At 65.1% G+C, this 16,140-nt stretch carries 15 protein-coding genes; 7 read left to right on the top strand and 8 right to left on the bottom strand.

All coding sequences use genetic code 11. The annotated features are described in order from the left end of the window. Nucleotides 1-126 precede the first annotated feature (126 nt). Nucleotides 127-1,578, bottom strand: coding sequence for an NAD(P)/FAD-dependent oxidoreductase (locus WCE35_RS26820; protein ID WP_424596325.1), 1,452 nt, complete (start codon nucleotides 1,576-1,578; stop codon nucleotides 127-129). Between the two features lie 95 nt (nucleotides 1,579-1,673). On the opposite strand from WCE35_RS26820, the gene WCE35_RS26815 reads away from it, so the two are divergent. After that, nucleotides 1,674-2,219 carry a SixA phosphatase family protein gene (locus WCE35_RS26815; protein ID WP_424596324.1) on the top strand — a complete coding sequence of 182 codons (546 nt, stop codon included), beginning with the start codon at nucleotides 1,674-1,676 and terminating at the stop codon, nucleotides 2,217-2,219. Between the two features lie 56 nt (nucleotides 2,220-2,275). After that, the gene (locus WCE35_RS26810; protein WP_424596323.1) at nucleotides 2,276-2,701 is read left to right on the top strand and encodes a universal stress protein; all 426 of its coding nucleotides are present in this window, start codon (nucleotides 2,276-2,278) and stop codon (nucleotides 2,699-2,701) included. Nucleotides 2,702-2,730: 29 nt separating this feature from the next. On the opposite strand, the gene WCE35_RS26805 is transcribed toward WCE35_RS26810, so the two are convergent. Together WCE35_RS26805 and WCE35_RS26800 are read right to left on the bottom strand one after the other, a co-directional pair. Further along, on the bottom strand, nucleotides 2,731-3,342 hold the full coding sequence (locus tag WCE35_RS26805) for a YdcF family protein (protein ID WP_424596322.1): 612 nt from the start codon (nucleotides 3,340-3,342) through the stop codon (nucleotides 2,731-2,733). 88 nt (nucleotides 3,343-3,430) lie between these two features. Continuing rightward, the gene (locus WCE35_RS26800) at nucleotides 3,431-4,039 is read right to left on the bottom strand and encodes a hypothetical protein (protein ID WP_424596321.1); all 609 of its coding nucleotides are present in this window, start codon (nucleotides 4,037-4,039) and stop codon (nucleotides 3,431-3,433) included. A gap of 70 nt (nucleotides 4,040-4,109) precedes the next feature. Here WCE35_RS26800 and WCE35_RS26795 point away from each other — a divergent pair, with 70 nt between their 5' ends. Further along, complete coding sequence (locus WCE35_RS26795; RefSeq protein WP_424596327.1) at nucleotides 4,110-4,544, top strand: hypothetical protein; 435 nt, start codon at nucleotides 4,110-4,112, stop codon at nucleotides 4,542-4,544. An 11-nt stretch (nucleotides 4,545-4,555) separates the two neighbouring features. On the opposite strand, the gene WCE35_RS26790 is transcribed toward WCE35_RS26795, so the two are convergent. Continuing rightward, nucleotides 4,556-4,678: a hypothetical protein gene (locus tag WCE35_RS26790; RefSeq protein WP_424596328.1), complete on the bottom strand. Its 123-nt coding sequence runs from the start codon at nucleotides 4,676-4,678 to the stop codon at nucleotides 4,556-4,558. A 520-nt stretch (nucleotides 4,679-5,198) separates the two neighbouring features. Between WCE35_RS26790 and WCE35_RS26785 the strand changes: the two genes are divergently transcribed. Both WCE35_RS26785 and WCE35_RS26780 read left to right on the top strand, forming a co-directional pair. Then, entirely contained in the window at nucleotides 5,199-6,254 is a 1,056-nt protein-coding gene (locus WCE35_RS26785) for a lysylphosphatidylglycerol synthase transmembrane domain-containing protein (RefSeq protein ID WP_424596320.1), read from the top strand. Nucleotides 6,255-6,468: 214 nt separating this feature from the next. Further along, entirely contained in the window at nucleotides 6,469-8,412 is a 1,944-nt protein-coding gene (locus WCE35_RS26780) for a hypothetical protein (protein WP_424596319.1), read from the top strand. Here WCE35_RS26780 and WCE35_RS26775 read toward each other — a convergent pair. Next, complete coding sequence (locus WCE35_RS26775) at nucleotides 8,409-8,990, bottom strand: DUF2147 domain-containing protein (protein WP_424596318.1); 582 nt, start codon at nucleotides 8,988-8,990, stop codon at nucleotides 8,409-8,411. The two genes, WCE35_RS26780 and WCE35_RS26775, sit on opposite strands and share 4 nt — an antisense overlap. Nucleotides 8,991-9,113: 123 nt before the next feature. Beyond that, complete coding sequence (locus WCE35_RS26770; protein WP_424596317.1) at nucleotides 9,114-10,142, bottom strand: NAD(P)/FAD-dependent oxidoreductase; 1,029 nt, start codon at nucleotides 10,140-10,142, stop codon at nucleotides 9,114-9,116. 160 nt (nucleotides 10,143-10,302) lie between these two features. Between WCE35_RS26770 and WCE35_RS26765 the strand changes: the two genes are divergently transcribed. Continuing rightward, nucleotides 10,303-10,758 carry an acyl-CoA thioesterase gene (locus WCE35_RS26765; protein WP_424596326.1) on the top strand — a complete coding sequence of 152 codons (456 nt, stop codon included), beginning with the start codon at nucleotides 10,303-10,305 and terminating at the stop codon, nucleotides 10,756-10,758. Between the two features lie 11 nt (nucleotides 10,759-10,769). Here WCE35_RS26765 and WCE35_RS26760 read toward each other — a convergent pair whose 3' ends face one another. Continuing rightward, nucleotides 10,770-11,090, bottom strand: a complete 321-nt coding sequence (locus WCE35_RS26760) for a 2Fe-2S iron-sulfur cluster-binding protein (RefSeq protein WP_424596316.1) — start codon at nucleotides 11,088-11,090, stop codon at nucleotides 10,770-10,772. Between the two features lie 129 nt (nucleotides 11,091-11,219). Next, a complete protein-coding gene (locus WCE35_RS26755; protein ID WP_424596315.1) occupies nucleotides 11,220-11,597 on the bottom strand; it encodes an Hpt domain-containing protein in 378 nt (125 codons plus the stop codon). A gap of 398 nt (nucleotides 11,598-11,995) precedes the next feature. On the opposite strand from WCE35_RS26755, the gene WCE35_RS26750 reads away from it, so the two are divergent. After that, the coding region (locus tag WCE35_RS26750; protein ID WP_424596314.1) for a hypothetical protein at nucleotides 11,996-16,140 on the top strand (4,145 nt) is incomplete at its 3' end.

The raw sequence follows: 16,140 nt of genomic DNA, 5'->3' as shown, positions 1-16,140 counted from the left end.
ATACCGGATGGTTCGCTCACAGATACGCGGCGCGGCGGCCGAAGTTACACGGATCGGGGATGAAATTTCTCACTTTCCTGCGAGGTACGGACCTATGCGCTCCCTCTTACCGCAGGCAAAGAGAGGTCAAGAACCGCCCTCGCCTTCGCGGTTTGTCTGGGCGGTGGGCTGGGGACGCTGAGGACGCGGGCCCGGCGGCGGCGGGCGGCGCCGTGGCGGCCTGGTTCCGGCCTGGCGATTGGCTTCGGCCGGCCGCGCCTCCCGGATGCGCTCCTTTGCCCGCGCGCCTTCCCGATATCGCGCCAGCGCGCCTGCTGCGGCCGACGCCCCCCGGCCCCACATGCCGATGAGATGGCCGGCGACCCGGCCGGTCACGCCGCCCGCCCAGACCAGTTCGAACGGCGAAAACAGCCGCCAGCGCTCGTCGCCCCGCAGGATGCTGCGCGCGATCAGCTGCCCGGCCATCGCCGAGGTGTTCAGCCCCTGACGGCCAAAACCGCTGGCGACCCACAGGCCTTTGCGCAACTGGCCGATCTGCGGCATGCCATGCACGGTCAGTCCGACCGCGCCGCCGAACACGTCGGATAGGGCGACCCTGCCGAGGCCCGGAAAGATCGTGGCGATCCTGCGCTGAATGGCGGAGCCGAAGCGGCGCGGCCGCGCGTCCCAGGTGGTTTCAGGACTGGCCCACATCAGGCGATCACCGTCGACGATCCGGAAATGATCGATGCCGTCGCTGTCGGTCACCGACCCCCGGAAGGAGATGAACTCGGCAAGCCGGTCGCCGAGCGGTTCGCTCACCGCGGCATAGCGCCAGACCGGCAGCAGCGTCTCCGACAAGCGTCGCAACGGCGCGCCGAGATGGATGTTGCCGGCCAGTACGATATGAGACGCGCGCAGGCGTGCCGAGGGCGTGACGATGCGCTTGCGAATACCCGAGGAGTCGATGCTGACGACCGGCGTGTCCTCGAAGATGCGGGCCCCTGCCCGCTTCGTCAGCTCCGCCAGGCCATGGACATATTTGCGGCCGTCGATCTGGAATGCCTTCGGATAATAGATACCGTGGAAATAGCGTCCGGTCCTGAGCTGGTCGCGCACGCGATCGACCTGCCAGCCCTCGACTTCGGTCTCGAAATCCTCGCTCAGCGTCCGCAGCCGGCTGATCAGGGTTTCGCCGTCGTCGACGTTGGAGACCTCCAGCGCGCCCTCGCCCAGCGCGATGCCCGGCATCAGCTCCTCGGTCGCGGTATCGCGCACATAGTCGGCGCCCTGTTTCGACAGCGACCACAATTCGCGCGCGTCTTCCAGGCCGACGCGCGCGATCAGCTCGCCGATCGCAAGGCCGTAGCCGGGCATGACGGTGCCGAGATGATGGCCGGACGCATTCCAGCCGACATGGCGGCCTTCGAGCACCGCGACGCTGGCGCCAAGCCGCGCGGCCTCCCGCGCCACCGTGAGACCGGCCAGCCCGGCCCCGACCACGCAGATATCGACATCGAGCTCGAACGAAAGCCGCTCGCGAAACGGCATCGCCTCGTCGCCGGGGCCGTTGGTCGCACTTGTGGCAGCCTCATTCATGGCGTTTTCTTACGGACCGCTGCGGCGCTTGTCACCTTGTCCTAAGCATGAGCTTGTAGATTAATTAAGACCGAGACCGAATCGAGATTGCGCCGATGCGCCGTTTGATGCTGCTGCGTCATGCCAAGACCGAGACCGACGCACCCACGGGACGGGACCGGGACCGCCGACTCGATGACCGCGGCCGGCGCGATGCCGCAGAAATCGGCGGCTGGATCGGCCGGCATCCGCCGTTTCCCGACCTCGTGCTGGTTTCGCCGGCGGTGCGGGCGCACCAGACCTGGGAGATCGCCTGCGAGGCGATGAAGGAGCTGGCGCCAGAGCCGCGGGTCGAAATCCTGCCCGAACTCTACGGCGCCGATCCGGCGCAGCTGTTGCGGGCCATCCGCACCGCCGAAGTCACCGGTCCGCGGCGCCTGATGGTGGTCGGGCACAATCCCGGCATGCATGAACTGGCGCTGACGCTGGCCGGCAGCGGCGGCGACGCCGCCGCCAGCAAGGCGCTCAAGGACAATCTGCCGACCGCGGGTCTTGCGATCTTCGACTTCGCGATCGACGACTGGAACAATGTGGCGTTCCGGCGCGGCAGGCTCGTGCAGTTCGTCAGCCCGAAACTGTTGAAGAAGATTTCGGGCGACTAAGGCAGGCGGACATCGCGGCGCCGCCGTGCTAAACAGACCGGGAACAGGAGGGGCGAATGTTCAAATCCATTCTCGTGCCGATTGATCTGGCCGATACCGATCTGGCGAAGCCGGCGATTGCCACCGCCGCGACGCTGTCGCAGACCTGGGGCGGCACGGTGCGGCTGCTCAACGTGCTGCCGATGACGCCGGTGATGCTGGCGGAATATGTGCCGGCCGACTTCGACGCCCAGCAACGGCAAACCTCGGAAGAAGCGCTGGCGATCGTCGCGGGCGAATCCGGCATCGAGCCGCCGCGCATTTCCGCCGTGGTGCGCCAGGGCGGAATCTATCACGAGATCCTCGAGGAAGCGGCGGCGGTCAAGGCCGACCTGATCGTGATGACATCGCACCGGCCGGCGATGCGGACTTACTTCCTCGGCTCCAATGCCGGCCATGTCGTGCGCTACGCCAAATGCTCGGTGCTGGTGGTGAGGCATTAAAGCGCCGCTCGAATTGAACAGCGGAGTTATCACGAGCCGGCTATCGCCGATGCGGCCGGCCACTCCGCGATAAAACCCCTCGCCTTGTAGGGCTCGATCTTGTCCCATTCGTTCACGATGCGGCGGCGGAACTCGGGATCGGTATGCCAGAGCGCCCGCGGCGTTCTGAAACTGTCGACCGTGACCAGCATCTTCTCCACTTCCGGCCAGTGCCGGTGCAGCGTCATCGGATAGCGGCGCGCGGTCCAGCTGTTGCCGAGGCAAATCACGCTGCGGATGTTGTTCAGCCCGAGCGCCGCGTCGATCACAGGCAGCGAGAACATGACGTTTTCGCCGGTGTTCATCGCCCTGTGCTCCTGCAGGATCTTGTCGGCCGGGATGCCGCGCGCGATCATCGCACTCCTGATGATTTCGCATTCGGAAAGATCCGATCCCGGCGTCACCCCGCCGCTGACGATTCCCCAGCGAAAATAGCCCGCGCGCCACAGCCGGCAGGCTTGCTCGACGCGCGCGCAAACATCCTCGCGGGTGCCGAACACGAACAGCAAATCGGCGGGCTTCAAGGGCGTGTCGATCAGGTGCCGTGCATTGATCTCGGCGATTTCGGCCTCGGTCGGCAGCCGCCCATTCCGATCATCCACAGTTTGCCCCATACCAGGAAAAAGTGTCGAGACGATGCCGCGAACCGGCGGCGCCGCGAAGTCACATTTCATTTCGCCTGGTTGCAGACTACGGCAGCAACGCTGCCGGCAGATGGTCGAAGCCATAGGTACGCGGCCGGTTTCGTTTCACGAACCCGCCGATCTGCCAGACGAACAGAGCCGCGAAGCCGACCAGAAACAGCGCGCCGGTGAATTCGAAGGTCGTAACCGCGCGGATGAAAAGCCCGGCCATGGCGATTGCGAGCAATGCCAGCAATAGCAGCGCGGCGGCGTAGGTTTTCGGCCCGAAGCCGCCGAACAGCGCGGCCTTGCTGCCGGCCTCGCTCATGCGACGGTGCAGCTCCACGATGAAGGCGCGGTAGCCGTAATCCTGCGGCGCCATCAGCGCCACGGTCTGCCAGCTGGTCGAGAGAATGGCGATGCGCCGGCCATCGGCATGTTCGACATCGGCGCGGAAGCGGCGCGATTGCATCGATACCGGCCGAAATGAAAGGCGGATCGACGCGATATCGGCATAGCGCCAGACACCCGACCTGCCGGCGATCTGCCACGACAATCCGGTGTCGGTCAGCTCGAATTGATGCGCCGATCCGATCAGCGACGCCTTGTAGGCGTAGCGGGTGATGGACGCGCCCTCGCCTGTGACCGTTGTCTGGTGCGGCAGTGAGGTGGGCAATCTGAAATCCCGGCATGAGGGTGAGAGCATGCGCTTGCGCGGCGCGCCGGCTTTATCCTACAAGCGAGTGATGGCCGAGACGACCACTTTTCCGCGCCGCCTGATCCTTGGCGGGGCAATGATTTCCGGCGTGCTGCTGGCGCTTGCGGTGCACATGCTGGGCGCCCGCTACGGCCTCGACCTCGGCGGCCTGTGGCGGTCCGATACGCGCGGATTGATGCCCCCGGGCGCGGCGATTGCGTGGTGGCTGATCGCAACCGTCGGATTCTCCGGCGGCTATTTCGCCGCGAACCTGATGCACAGCGCGGCCGCGGGCCAGATCCCGCGGCGGATGCGGCAATTCCTGATCGCGGTCGGCGTGCTGATCCTCGCCGGCGCCGGCCAGGCGGCCTCCGCCCCGAGCCCGATCCCGACCATATCGGGCGTGCTCGCAGGTCTCGCGGCGCTGTGCCTCGGCGCCGCGGTGGCGTTCTGCGGCGCGCATTTTGCGCTGCGCAAGATCTAGGGCGGCGAGAACTACCCGGAAAGTCCCGGCACCAAATCGCCGCCGGTCTCGACTTCGAGCGATGAGCCGGAAGCATCATTGCCGATCGGCTGATAGCGACCGCCGAGATGTTTGGCGAGAAACGCCTCGGTCACGCCGTAGAACGCGATGCTTACATCAACGCATATAACGACAAAGCTGAGCCCTTCGTCCGGACCAAGAAAAAGGTCCGTCGACGGCGTTTCAAGGGCCGCCGTATCACTCAGCTCTGATTCCGGGAATTAGCCCATGCAAGAGAGCCGCGCGAGATCGCTCCCGTGCGCGGCGTTTTGCCTCAACGATACCTCAAGACCGGCTCGTGGGCCGGCCGCTGGACCTTGCCTTCGGCCAGCGCTGCGGTTACTGCCAGGAGCCCAAAAACCCGACGATGCAACCCCGGAACTTGGCACCGAATTAAGCCGGCAAGAAGGCCCGGTCCGCGACTCGAAATCGGGCATGGCCGCACATATGTCCGGCGTATGACAAAAAGAGCGAACGAAGGCAGAAGCTTGGATTGTCAAGGACTGCACAACGCCACGATTTTATCTTATGGGTCTTCGCGCAAGGCGCGTTTGACCGTCGCCTGTCGCCGTTCGTGACAGGTCTTCCCAAGTTGCCGCCCCGCCGGGAGGATGAATGCATCGGCTGCTGACCGCGCTTGGGCGCGGCTTCAAGAGAAAGATCGGCTGGAAACGGCTCGGGATCGCTGCGAGTCTCCTCATCATCGTCTTTGCGGTCACGACGCTGGTCCGGACCCTGAAGGGGGTCGATGCCGGCATCATCCTGACGGCGTTGACGGAGATTGCCCCGCACCGCATCGCGCTCGCCGCGCTGTGCGTGGTCGGCGCGTTTTTCACCCTGACCTTTTACGATTTCTTCGCGTTGCGAACGATCGGCAAGACGCACGTCCCCTATCGCATCGCCGCGCTGTCGAGCTTCACCAGCTACACCATCGGCCACAATATCGGCGCCACGGTATTCACCGGCGGCGCGATCCGCTTCCGGATCTATTCGGACTACGGCCTGACCGCGATCGACGTCGCCAAAATCTGTTTCCTGTCGGGCCTGACGTTCTGGCTCGGCAACCTGTTCGTGCTCGGCTTCGGCATGGCGTATCACCCGGCGGCGGCATCGGCCATGAACCTGCTGCCGCCGGCCATGAACCGGCTGATCGCGCTGGGCTGCCTCGCCGGCATCGCGATCTATTTCACCTGGCTGATGACGGGCAAGGCGCGCCGCGAACTCGGGCAGAACGGCTGGAAGGTGGTACTGCCTCGCGCCAGGCTGACGCTGCTGCAGGTCCTGATCGGCGTCATCGATCTCTCCTTCTGCGCGCTGGCGATGTATTTGCTGATGCCGACCGAGCCGTACATCGATTTTATCTCGCTGGCGGTGGTGTTCATCCTCGCCACCCTGCTCGGCTTCGCCAGCCATGCCCCCGGCAGCATCGGCGTGTTCGACGCGGCGATGCTGGTGGCGCTGCCCGAATTCGGCAGGGAACAATTGCTGGCGACGCTGGTGGTGTTCCGGATCCTGTATTTCATGATCCCGTTCGGGATTTCGATTTCGATCATGGGGATGCGCGAATTCTGGCTCAACGTCGTGCAGCCCTGGTACGAGCGCCGCAGGCTCAGCGAGCCCTGTGCGGCTTCGGCGACCGTGCGGCAGCCGGTCAAGCGCCGCAAGCCGTAGAGCCAGGCTGGCGCTGATCCCATCGCAACCGCCCCGGACAGCCGTTTTGACGCGTTTTTCATCCGAACCGGTATTCATCCCGCATCAAGTGCGGGACAGGCTTTCGCTCGAAAGCGCTTTAGCTGAAATCACCGGCGTGTTCCGCCGCCTGGTCTTTTGCGCCAGGCGGCCCGGTTCTCTTATTTCTGCCTCAACGATAACGTCAAAGCGCGTCATGGCCCGATTTGCATTCCGTTCGATGATATCTGCCGCGCTGCTTGCGCTCCCGGCCCAATGGGCCGAGGCGCAGACGGCGGGCAATGCACCGCTGCAGATCTCGTGGGAGGTCCGCAACCGCTTCCGCCTGTTCCGCGAGGAACGCGATTTCCTGCTGCATGTCGAGGGCGGGCGCGGACGCAGCGTTCTGGCCTCCGAGCAGGCGCTGGAATTGCAAAGCGATGGCCGCGGCTGGGCGCGCAACACCGTGAACCGGCTCTGCATCGACCTGTTGGGCCGGGTCAGCGAGCCCTGCACCCGCGACAACGTCAAGGAAAGCTATTTGACGCCGATCGATCATCCGGTCGTTATCCGGCTGAGCGGCCAGGTTCCGGTCGGCGCCACCTGCGCCTGGTCGTTCGATGATGGCGATGGTCCGCAGGCATCGACCTTCGACTGCGCCGAGCCGGTCAATGTTCGGGTGCGCTATGGCCGCACCACGGTCGCATCGGTCGATGTCTCCAGCGGATCGGATCCGACCCAGCGCGTCGCCACCGAGATCGCGGTGCGCGATATCCTGATTGCCGGTCTTGGCGACAGCGTCGCCTCCGGCGAGGGCAATCCGGACCGCCCCATCGCGCTCGCGGACGAAGGCTTTTGCTTCCGTTCCTATCTGGGAACGGCGGCCGGGCAATATTACCGTCCGAGCCGCGCCGGCTACAAAGGCGGGCGGGCCTGCGAGGCCCCCGACCCGCTGCAGGTTTGGCAGCGGCACAGCGCGCTCTGGTTCAATTCCGCCTGCCATCGTTCGCTCTACAGTTATCAGACCCGAACCGCGCTGGCGCTCGCCGTGCAGTATCCGCACATCGCGGTGACCTATCTGCCGCTGGCCTGCACCGGAGCCACCATCGCCGACGGGCTGTTCGGCGCGCAGCGCGCGCGCGAATGCCCGCCGTCGAAATCGGCGAGCACCTGCCAGGGCACCGTCAACGGGCAGCTCGCCGAATTGCGCGAGGCGGTCGCCGCCGCAAAGCGCCGACAGCCCGACCGCGGGCTCGATCTGGTGCTGCTGTCGATCGGCGCCAACGACATCTATTTTTCGGGCCTGGTCGCCGACGTGATCGTCGACACGGCGACCGAACGCGTCTTGTTCCGGCGAACCGGCGTGATGGCGTCGGTGGAGGATTCGCGCGCGGCGCTGGCGCGCGACCTGCCGCAGGGATTCGGCAAGCTGCGCGAGGCGCTGAAGCCGCTGGTCGGCGACCTCCAGCGCGTCGTCTACACCTCCTACGCCAATCCCGCGCTTGCCGGTGGCAGTGCGCCCTGTCCGGGCGGACGCGCCGGCTTCGACATCCACCCGTCGTTCAACGCCCAGCCGCAGCGGCTCGCCGCGGTGGCGAATTTCGTTCAGGACGAGTTCCTGCCGCAGCTGAAAGCGCTCGCGCTGTGTCAGTCCGGCATCCTGTGCCGCAATCCGCGCGCCGATCGCATGACCTTCGTCGAAACCCATCAGAGCGCGTTTGCGAACCACGGCTTCTGCGCCCGGGCGCCGACCGATCCGGAATTCGACCGCCAGTGTTTTGCGGCCAATGGCGAAAGCTTCGATGCCGATATCGTCACCGCCGCCAACCAGCCGATGGTATGCGGCCGCAGCGCCGGCGAATATCGCGCCTATCTGCCGCGCGCCCGCTGGATCCGCGATGCCAATGACAGCTACTTCGCGGCGATGACCTACCCGCAGGGCCTGCCGTCCGCGATGCAGCCGTCCGATATCCATGACGCGACCTGGGGCGTGCTGTCGGCGGTGTATGGCGGCGCGGTGCATCCGAGCGCCGAAGGTCACGCCGCGATGGCGGACGCGGCGCTGCCGGCCGCGGCCGCGGTGCTGCAGCTCGATGCGGCGGTGCCCGAAGTGATTTCGCAGCCGATGCCGCCGCTCACGACCTCGCCGGAGACGCGCTAGTTTTTCGCAGGCGCCGGCGCGATGCCCTTTTTCGGCGCCGCCGGCGGCTTCGTCGCAGCCGCCTGCGCCGGCAGATACTTCGCGATGATGGCGGGATCGAGTTGCGCCATCGAGCTGTCCGGCAGGCGATACCAGGTCTCATCCCTGCCGAGCAGCGAAAAGCCGATAAAGCCGCGCATCGTCAATTGCTGGCCGTCGGCGCTGACGGTCATCTTGGCCTGGTAGATCTTGCCGTCGCGCGGATCGAGCACGTTGCCGTCTTCATACTTCAGTCCGTCGCGCTTCATGTCGCGGATGAAGGAGATGCCGAGCACCGGGGCGTTCTTGCGGTCGTCGGTGCATTTCGAGCAGATGGTGTTCGGATTTTCGCCCGGGCGCGGGAACGTCCTGGCAATCACGCCTTCGAAGGTGCCGTCGTGATCGACCACGAGAAACCATGCCACAGGTTTGTCGTTCTCGATCTTCTGCCAGAGTCCCGCGGCCGATGGCTCCTCGGCCTGCGCGGGCAATGCGGCCGACAACACCAGCCCGATTGCGATCGGCAGCATCAGTTGAAATCCGGCTAGCGAGTTCCGCATCGTCGTCACCTGGCCAATCCATGACATCTGTGGCCGCAGACTACGGCCAATTCGCGGATGGTTCCAGAGAGAGCCATCGGCGATCGCACGACGGCAAACGCCCCGGTCATCATTTTGTTGGAATCAACTGACTCCGAGCTTCTTCTGCAGGCTCGACGACGAGGTGGTGTACTGGAACACCAGCCGCTTGTCGGGATAGACGTAGCGGTGCGCCTTCTGCGCCATCAGCGCGCCCTCGTGGAATCCGCACAGGATCAACTTCAGCTTGCCGGGATAGGTGTTGATGTCGCCGATGGCGAAAATGCCGGATATGCTGGTCTCGAATGCCGCGGTCTCGACCGGCACCAGATTGTTCTCCAGCGCGACGCCCCAGTTCGCGACCGGACCGAGTTTCATGGTAAGGCCGAAGAACGGCAGCATCGTATCGCATTCAACCTTCGACATCGCGTTGTCGTTGCCCTTGACATGGGCGCCGGAAAGCCTGCCGCCCTCGCCTTCGAGCGAGGTGACCTGACCGATCTTCAGATCGATCTTGCCGGAGGCGACCAGCGCGCGCATCTGCTCGACGCTGTGGGGCGCGGCGCGGAAATCGTCGCGCCGGTGCAGCAGCGTCACGCGCCTGGCGAGCGGATGCAGATTGAGCGTCCAGTCGAGCGCGGAATCGCCGCCGCCGACGATCAGGAGATTGCTGTCGCGGAACTGCTCCATCTTGCGCACCGAGTAAAACACCGCGGTGCCTTCATAGGCTTCGATGCCCGGCACCGGCGGGCGTTTCGGCTGGAACGATCCGCCGCCGGCGGAGATCACCACCACCTTGCACTCGAACACCGTGCCGGCGTCGGTCGTGACGCGAAAGCCGGGATCGCCGATCTTCTCGATCGTCTCCACCATCTCGTTGAGATGGAAGGTCGGATGGAACGGCTTGATCTGCGCCATCAGCGCATCCGTCAGGCCCTGGCCGGTGACGAAGGGAATGCCGGGGATGTCGTAGATCGGCTTCTCCGGATAGAGCTCGGCGCACTGGCCGCCGATCTTGTCGAGGATGTCGACCAGATGCACCTTCATGTCGAGCAGGCCCAGTTCGAAAACGGCAAACAGTCCGCACGGGCCCGCGCCAATGATCAGCACATCGGTTTTGATCGCTTCGCTCATATCAGCTTCTTTTCGGTTGAAATCTTCCGGAAGGCAGCCACTGTCTAGCCAACGCCGCCGGATCAGGAAAGCCATAATATGGTGCGGGAGGCCGCCGCAACCCCTTGCCGCCATTCGACAAGTAAGGTGTATGGGTACACGAATTTCGGAGATCGTCCCTGTGAATGCCCCGATCCGTTCAGACGCTGCACCACGTCTGGAAGACTTCCCCTACCGGCTGTCGGACAATGTGCGTTTCGCCGATCTCGATCCCAACCAGCACGTCAACAACGCGGTTTACGCGACCTATTTCGAGACCGGCCGCGTCACGCTGATGAAGGATCGCAGCTACGGGCTGATGCCGCCGGGGCTGACCTGGATCATGGTGCGGCTCGACATGCACTTCCGCGCCGAATTGCGCTGGCCGGGCACGATCGAGATGGGGCTCGGCGTCGCGAAGTTCGGCCGGACCTCGGTGACCTTCGACCAGGTGGTGTTTTCCGAGGGCCAATGCATCGCCTCGGCGCAATCGGTGTCAGTGCTGCTCGACGAAGCCTCGCGCCAGCCAACCCCGCTGACGGACGAGATCAAGGCGAATTTCCGGCGCTGGATTCGCCGCGGCGTGGACCCGACATAGAAGTCAGCTGTTCAGGCCTGCCGTTCCGGCGTCCGCACCACGAGACCGTCGATTTCGTCCGACACCTTGATCTGGCACGACAGCCGCGAATTCGGCCGCACGTCGAAGCCGAAATCCAGCATGTCCTCTTCCATCGGCGAGGGCGCGCCGACCTTGTCGCGCCAGGCTTCGTCGACATAGACATGGCAGGTCGCGCAGGCGCAGGCCCCGCCGCATTCGGCTTCGATGCCCGGAACAGCGTTGCGGATCGCGGCTTCCATGACGGTCGCGCCGTTCTCAACCTCAATGGTGCGGGTTTCGCCGGAATGGTCGACAAAGTGAATTTTGGCCATGATCGCTCGTGCTGCCGGAATGGACAAGGAGGGTCCCGGCAGTCCTATAACGGCTCGATCCGCGCAGCGCCAGCGGTCGAAAGCAAAACCTGCGGGGGCGTTTTTTGGCGGGAGTTTCGCCGATCCGGTTCATGAGCGGCGCAGGGCCGCATCGATCGCCGTCCGCGCCAACACCACCGCGTCGCCGAGTTCGGCGAGCGGGTCGGACGGATCAGCACCGCCGGCCAATGCGGCTTCCAGCCGCGCAGCCGCATCGGCGACGCCGAACGCCCCGATCGCGCGCGCCGAACCCTTCAACGTGTGCGCCAGCGCGCGCGCATCCTCCGGCAAAGCGGCAAGCCTGCCGATCAGTTTGGCTGATTGGGCCGAGAACATCGCCAGCACCTCCTGCTCGAGGCCGGCATCGCCGAGCGTCATGCGCTTGAGGTGCTCGAAATCGATCGGACCGTCATCGGGAGCGAGCGGCGGCGATGGCATCCATTCAATCCGTCCGAGGTGAAGCGGCATGGCCTAACCCGAATCTCCCTGTCGCAGCGATCCCGGCGGGGCCGCTTTCGTCAGCCAATCATGGATTGGGTTAATGCGAGGTTCGGTGGATTTGTCGCAAACTCGCCGCTTTTTAGACGAATACTTGCCTCAATTTATCAATCACCGCGAGAAATTCGAGTTCCAAGAAGGCCTTAAGGAACAAAGCTGTTAACGATGATTAAGGATGATTAAGGATGTGTTAACCGCAGCCATTTCAATCGTATCGGTCAACCAATAGGATGGTTGCGGATGGAGCGGACGGGCGGCCGACATGCGCGGTGTCGCTCCGCGCCGGGCATGACACCGGCTTCAAGCTTGCGGGGGGACGTTCGCAGGCCGGTCGGACGCGTAGAAACGCTAGAGGGCTTGGACTGAACATGGCGAACAATTCCAAGAAGGTCAAAGATCCTACCGAAGTCGCGCTGTCTGCCATCCAGGAGGCCCTCAACATCGGCGAGGGAAGCTCTGACGCCAGCCGCAATTCGATCAGCAGCGAAATTGCGCCGCCGACCATTTCGGGTTCGACCGCGGCTTACCCGGAAACCCCGTTCGATACTCTCCCGAGCTCCGACCGCCCGATGTTCGATGCCATCGAGGAGTCGCGCGCGCCGCGACGCGCCGCCAATGACGATCGTGAAACCATCGGACAAATCCTGCAGGCGCTGCAGAAGGGCCGCCCTGCGCGCAGTGTCTATACCTTTGCCTCGATATTTGCGGCGGTCTGGCTGGTCGGCTGCGTTCTTCTGACCGTGAGCTTCCTGTCCTCGCTGCAGGCCGCGATCGGCCAGAGCGGCGGCGTGCTGGTGCTGGGAGGTCTTGCCGCGCTGTTCTTCGCGCCGGTGATGCTGTTTTACTTTCTCGCAAGCCTTGCCTGGCGCGGCCAGGAAATGCGGATGATCGCGCAGTCGATGGCGCAGGTCGCGATCCGCTTCTCCGAGCCCGAGGTCGCAGCCAGCGATTCGATGGTGACCGTCGGCCAGGCGATCCGCCGCGAGGTCGCGGCGATGGGCGACGGCGTCGAACGTGCGATCGCGCGCGCCGGCGAACTCGAGACGCTGGTCGCCAACGAGGTCGCCGCGCTGGAGCGCGCCTACAGCGACAACGAAGTCCGTATCCGCGCGCTGCTGCAGGACATCGCCCACCAGCGCGACAATCTGGTCGGGCAGGCCGAGCAGGTTCGCAACGCCATTTCCGGCGTGCAGATCGATCTGCGCCACGACATCGCGCTGATCTCGGATGCGATCGCTTCCCGCGTCGACGAAGTCGCCAAAAGCATCACCGGCGCGCTGGAAGAGCGCGGCGCCCACATCACCGGCGCGCTCAGCAATGCCGGCGACAACATGATCCTCGCGCTCGGCGAGCGCGGCGGCGACCTGCTCGACCGGCTCGAGGAAGCCAGCGCCGAGACCACGCGCGCCGTGCTGGACGCCAGCGAACGGCTGACCACCAGCCTCAATTTCAAGACCGGCCACGTCCATGACGAGTTCGTCGATCTGGCCGATCGCGTCCACGAGATGCTGAACGAGCGCATCGACCGCATCACCGGCGAATTCGAGCAGCGCTCGGCGACCATCGTCGACGGCATTTCCGATCGCACCGAACAGGTCCACGACTCCTTGAAGAATTCCGGCGACTCGCTGCTGCTGGAGCTCGAGCTGCGCAGCGGCGATCTGGTCAGCAAGATCGACGAAGCCGGCAACCGCCTCGCCAGCCAGATCCTCAACTCCGGCGACAAGGCCAGCGAAGCGCTCGACGTGACCGTGAACACACTGGTCGCCAAAGTCGTCAGCCAGACCGAAACCGCGCATGACAGTCTCAGCCTGCAGATGAGCGCCTTCGACGAACTGGTGAAGAACCAGGGCGCGGAACTGGCGGAGAAGTTCGCGCGCGACAGCGGCACGCTCGGCGCGCTGATCACCCGCCACATCTCGGAATTCGATCGCACCGTCAAAACCTTCGGCGGCGAAATCGTCGAGCGCATGGGCCAGCGGACCCAGGATCTCGCGGACAATCTGAAGAACTATGTCGATACCTTCGACGCCCGCCTGACCTCGAATAGCGGCGAGATCACCGCGACGCTGGACCAGCGCCTGATGCAGTTCGAGACCACGCTCGGAAACCGCGTGAGCGGTCTCGACGCCTCGCTCGACGGCCGGATCAAATCCTTCGACGAATCGATCGACGGCCGGCTGAAGTCGCTGGAAACGACCTTCGACACACGGGCGAAGTCGGTGACCGAGACCATCGACAACCGCCTCGGCTCGCTGGCCTCGGTACTGACAGAAGGCGCGGCGCAGGCGATCCAGTCGATCGACGCGCGGCTTGGCGTCCTCACCTCTTCGCTGACCGACGGCACCGCCCAGGCCATCGCCGCGGTCGACCATCGCATCGCGCATGTGACCGACACCATCGATGGCCGCAGCGCCCATTTGACCGACACCATTTCGGCCCGGTTCCAGGAGATCCATCAGGGGATCGAGACGCGGGTCGGCGCCATCGCCGGCGACATCGATACCCGCGTGGCGCAGTTCGAGGACCTGCTTGGCTCGCGCGTCGAAGCGGTCGCGGGCCGTATCGAAAGCAGCGGCCGGCAGGCCAGCGACGACCTGATGGCGCGCGCCGAGATGTTGTCCAGCGGCATCAGGTCCCACGTCGAGGATGCGGAGCGCTCGCTGACCAATCTCGTGGTCAACACCAGCGAAACCATCCAGACCGGCGCCCGCGCGGCGCAGCAGGCGCTGTTGTCGGTATCGTCCGACGTCGGCGCGAAGCTCAAGCAGACCTCGGCCGAGGTGGAGGGGGCGCTGACCGCCGTCGGCACCACCGCGTCGACCGCGATCCTGACCAGCGCCCGCGATGCGCAGATGACGCTGGTGGCGGCCTCCGGCGATGTCGCCTCCCAGATCAAGGCGTTGTCCGCCGACGTCGAGCGCACGCTCTCGGCCGCAGGCGGCGCGACCGCCGCGTCGGTCGTTTCAGGTGCCCGCGAAGCCCAGACCACGCTGGTCGCGGCGTCCGCCGAGGCGGCCGGCCAGGTCAAGGCGATCGCCGCCGATATCGAGCGTTCGCTCGGCACCGTCACCGCCAACACCACCGACCACATCCAGACCTCGGCACAGAATGCGCAGAGCGCGCTGGTCGCCGCAACCAACGAAGTCAGTGCCAAGGTCAAGTCGACCTCGGCCGACATCGAGCGTTCGGTGCTCGCCGCCAGCAACCATTTCGGTTCGACGATCACGGGCAAGACCGACGAGATCGTCAGCTATGTGCAGCAGCAGACCGAGCGCCTGGCGCAGATGATCGACAGCCGGCGCGGATCGCTGGTCGAGGCCCTCACCGCCAAGACCACCCTGCTTGCGACCGACATCGATCGCGCCACCGCCGACGCCCTGAAGTCGATCGAGACCAGAAGCCAGGCATTCTCGCAGGGGATGTCGACCAACGGTTCGGAGGTCGCGCGCACGATCACCTCCGCCGGCGATCTCGCAACCGGCGCGGTAGCCAAGTCGCTGAAGGATCTGGAGCAGGCCTCGCGGGCGGCCATCGACCAGTCGCGTCAGGTATCGATCGCTGCCGTCACCGAAATGCAGGAGACCAGCAAGATCCTGCGCACCGACACGGTGGCGCTGTTCGAGCGGCTGCGCGAAGGCAACATCCTGCTGCAGGAAGTGCTGACCGGCGCCCACGACAATCTCAATTCGCTGGAGCGTGCGCTGGTGACCCGCGTCGCCGACTTCGTCTCCGCCATGAATGACGTCACTTCCCGCAACGGCGCCGCGACCCAGACGCTGGAAGATCAGTTGACGATCTTCAACAGCAAGACCGCGAAGGCGCTGGAAAATCTTGGCGCGTTGTCCGGCGAGTTCGAAAACCATGGCCGGGCGCTGGTCGATGCCGCTTCGGTGGTCGAACAATCCAATCGCAACACCACGACGTCCGTCGCCGAGCGCAAATCGCAGCTCGAATCGCTGGTGAGCGCCATCGATCTCAGGACCACCGACCTCGACCAGCGGCTGTCGCGGTTCACCGGCCTGCTCGACGAATCGCTGGCCGCGGCCGAGGAGCGCGCCCGCGACATCGCACGCGTGGTGGCGGAAACCGCCGGCGCAGGGTCGGCCGCGGTCAGCCGGCAGTTCGAAGCGGTCCGCGTCGCGGCCGAAGCGGAGCGCCGCCAGACCCACGAGGCCATGAGCGAACTGTACCAGCAGAGCGCCCAGGAAACCGATGCGATGTTCAAGCATTCGACCGACAGGTTCGCGGCGATGGTGCAGGCCATGAAGCAGATGGCCGCGGAGATGCACAATGAGCTCGAAGCCACCCGCAATGAACTGCGCCGCGGCGTGCTGGAAATGCCGCAGGAGGCCGCCGAAAACACCGCGCAGATGCGCAAGGTGATCGTCGACCAGATCGAGGCGCTGGCCGAGTTGAACCGGATCGTCGCCCGTCACGGCCGCGGCCTCGACGTCGTCACCACCGGCCGCGCCGGCGTTGCGCGTCAGGAAGATCCTGCCATGCCCGCCGC

The sequence above is a fragment of the Bradyrhizobium sp. genome, assembly GCF_049691595.1.
GTDB lineage: Bacteria > Pseudomonadota > Alphaproteobacteria > Rhizobiales > Xanthobacteraceae > Bradyrhizobium.
Note: the sequence above shows the minus strand (reverse complement) of the source record. Positions and strands in the feature narration are given on the sequence as shown.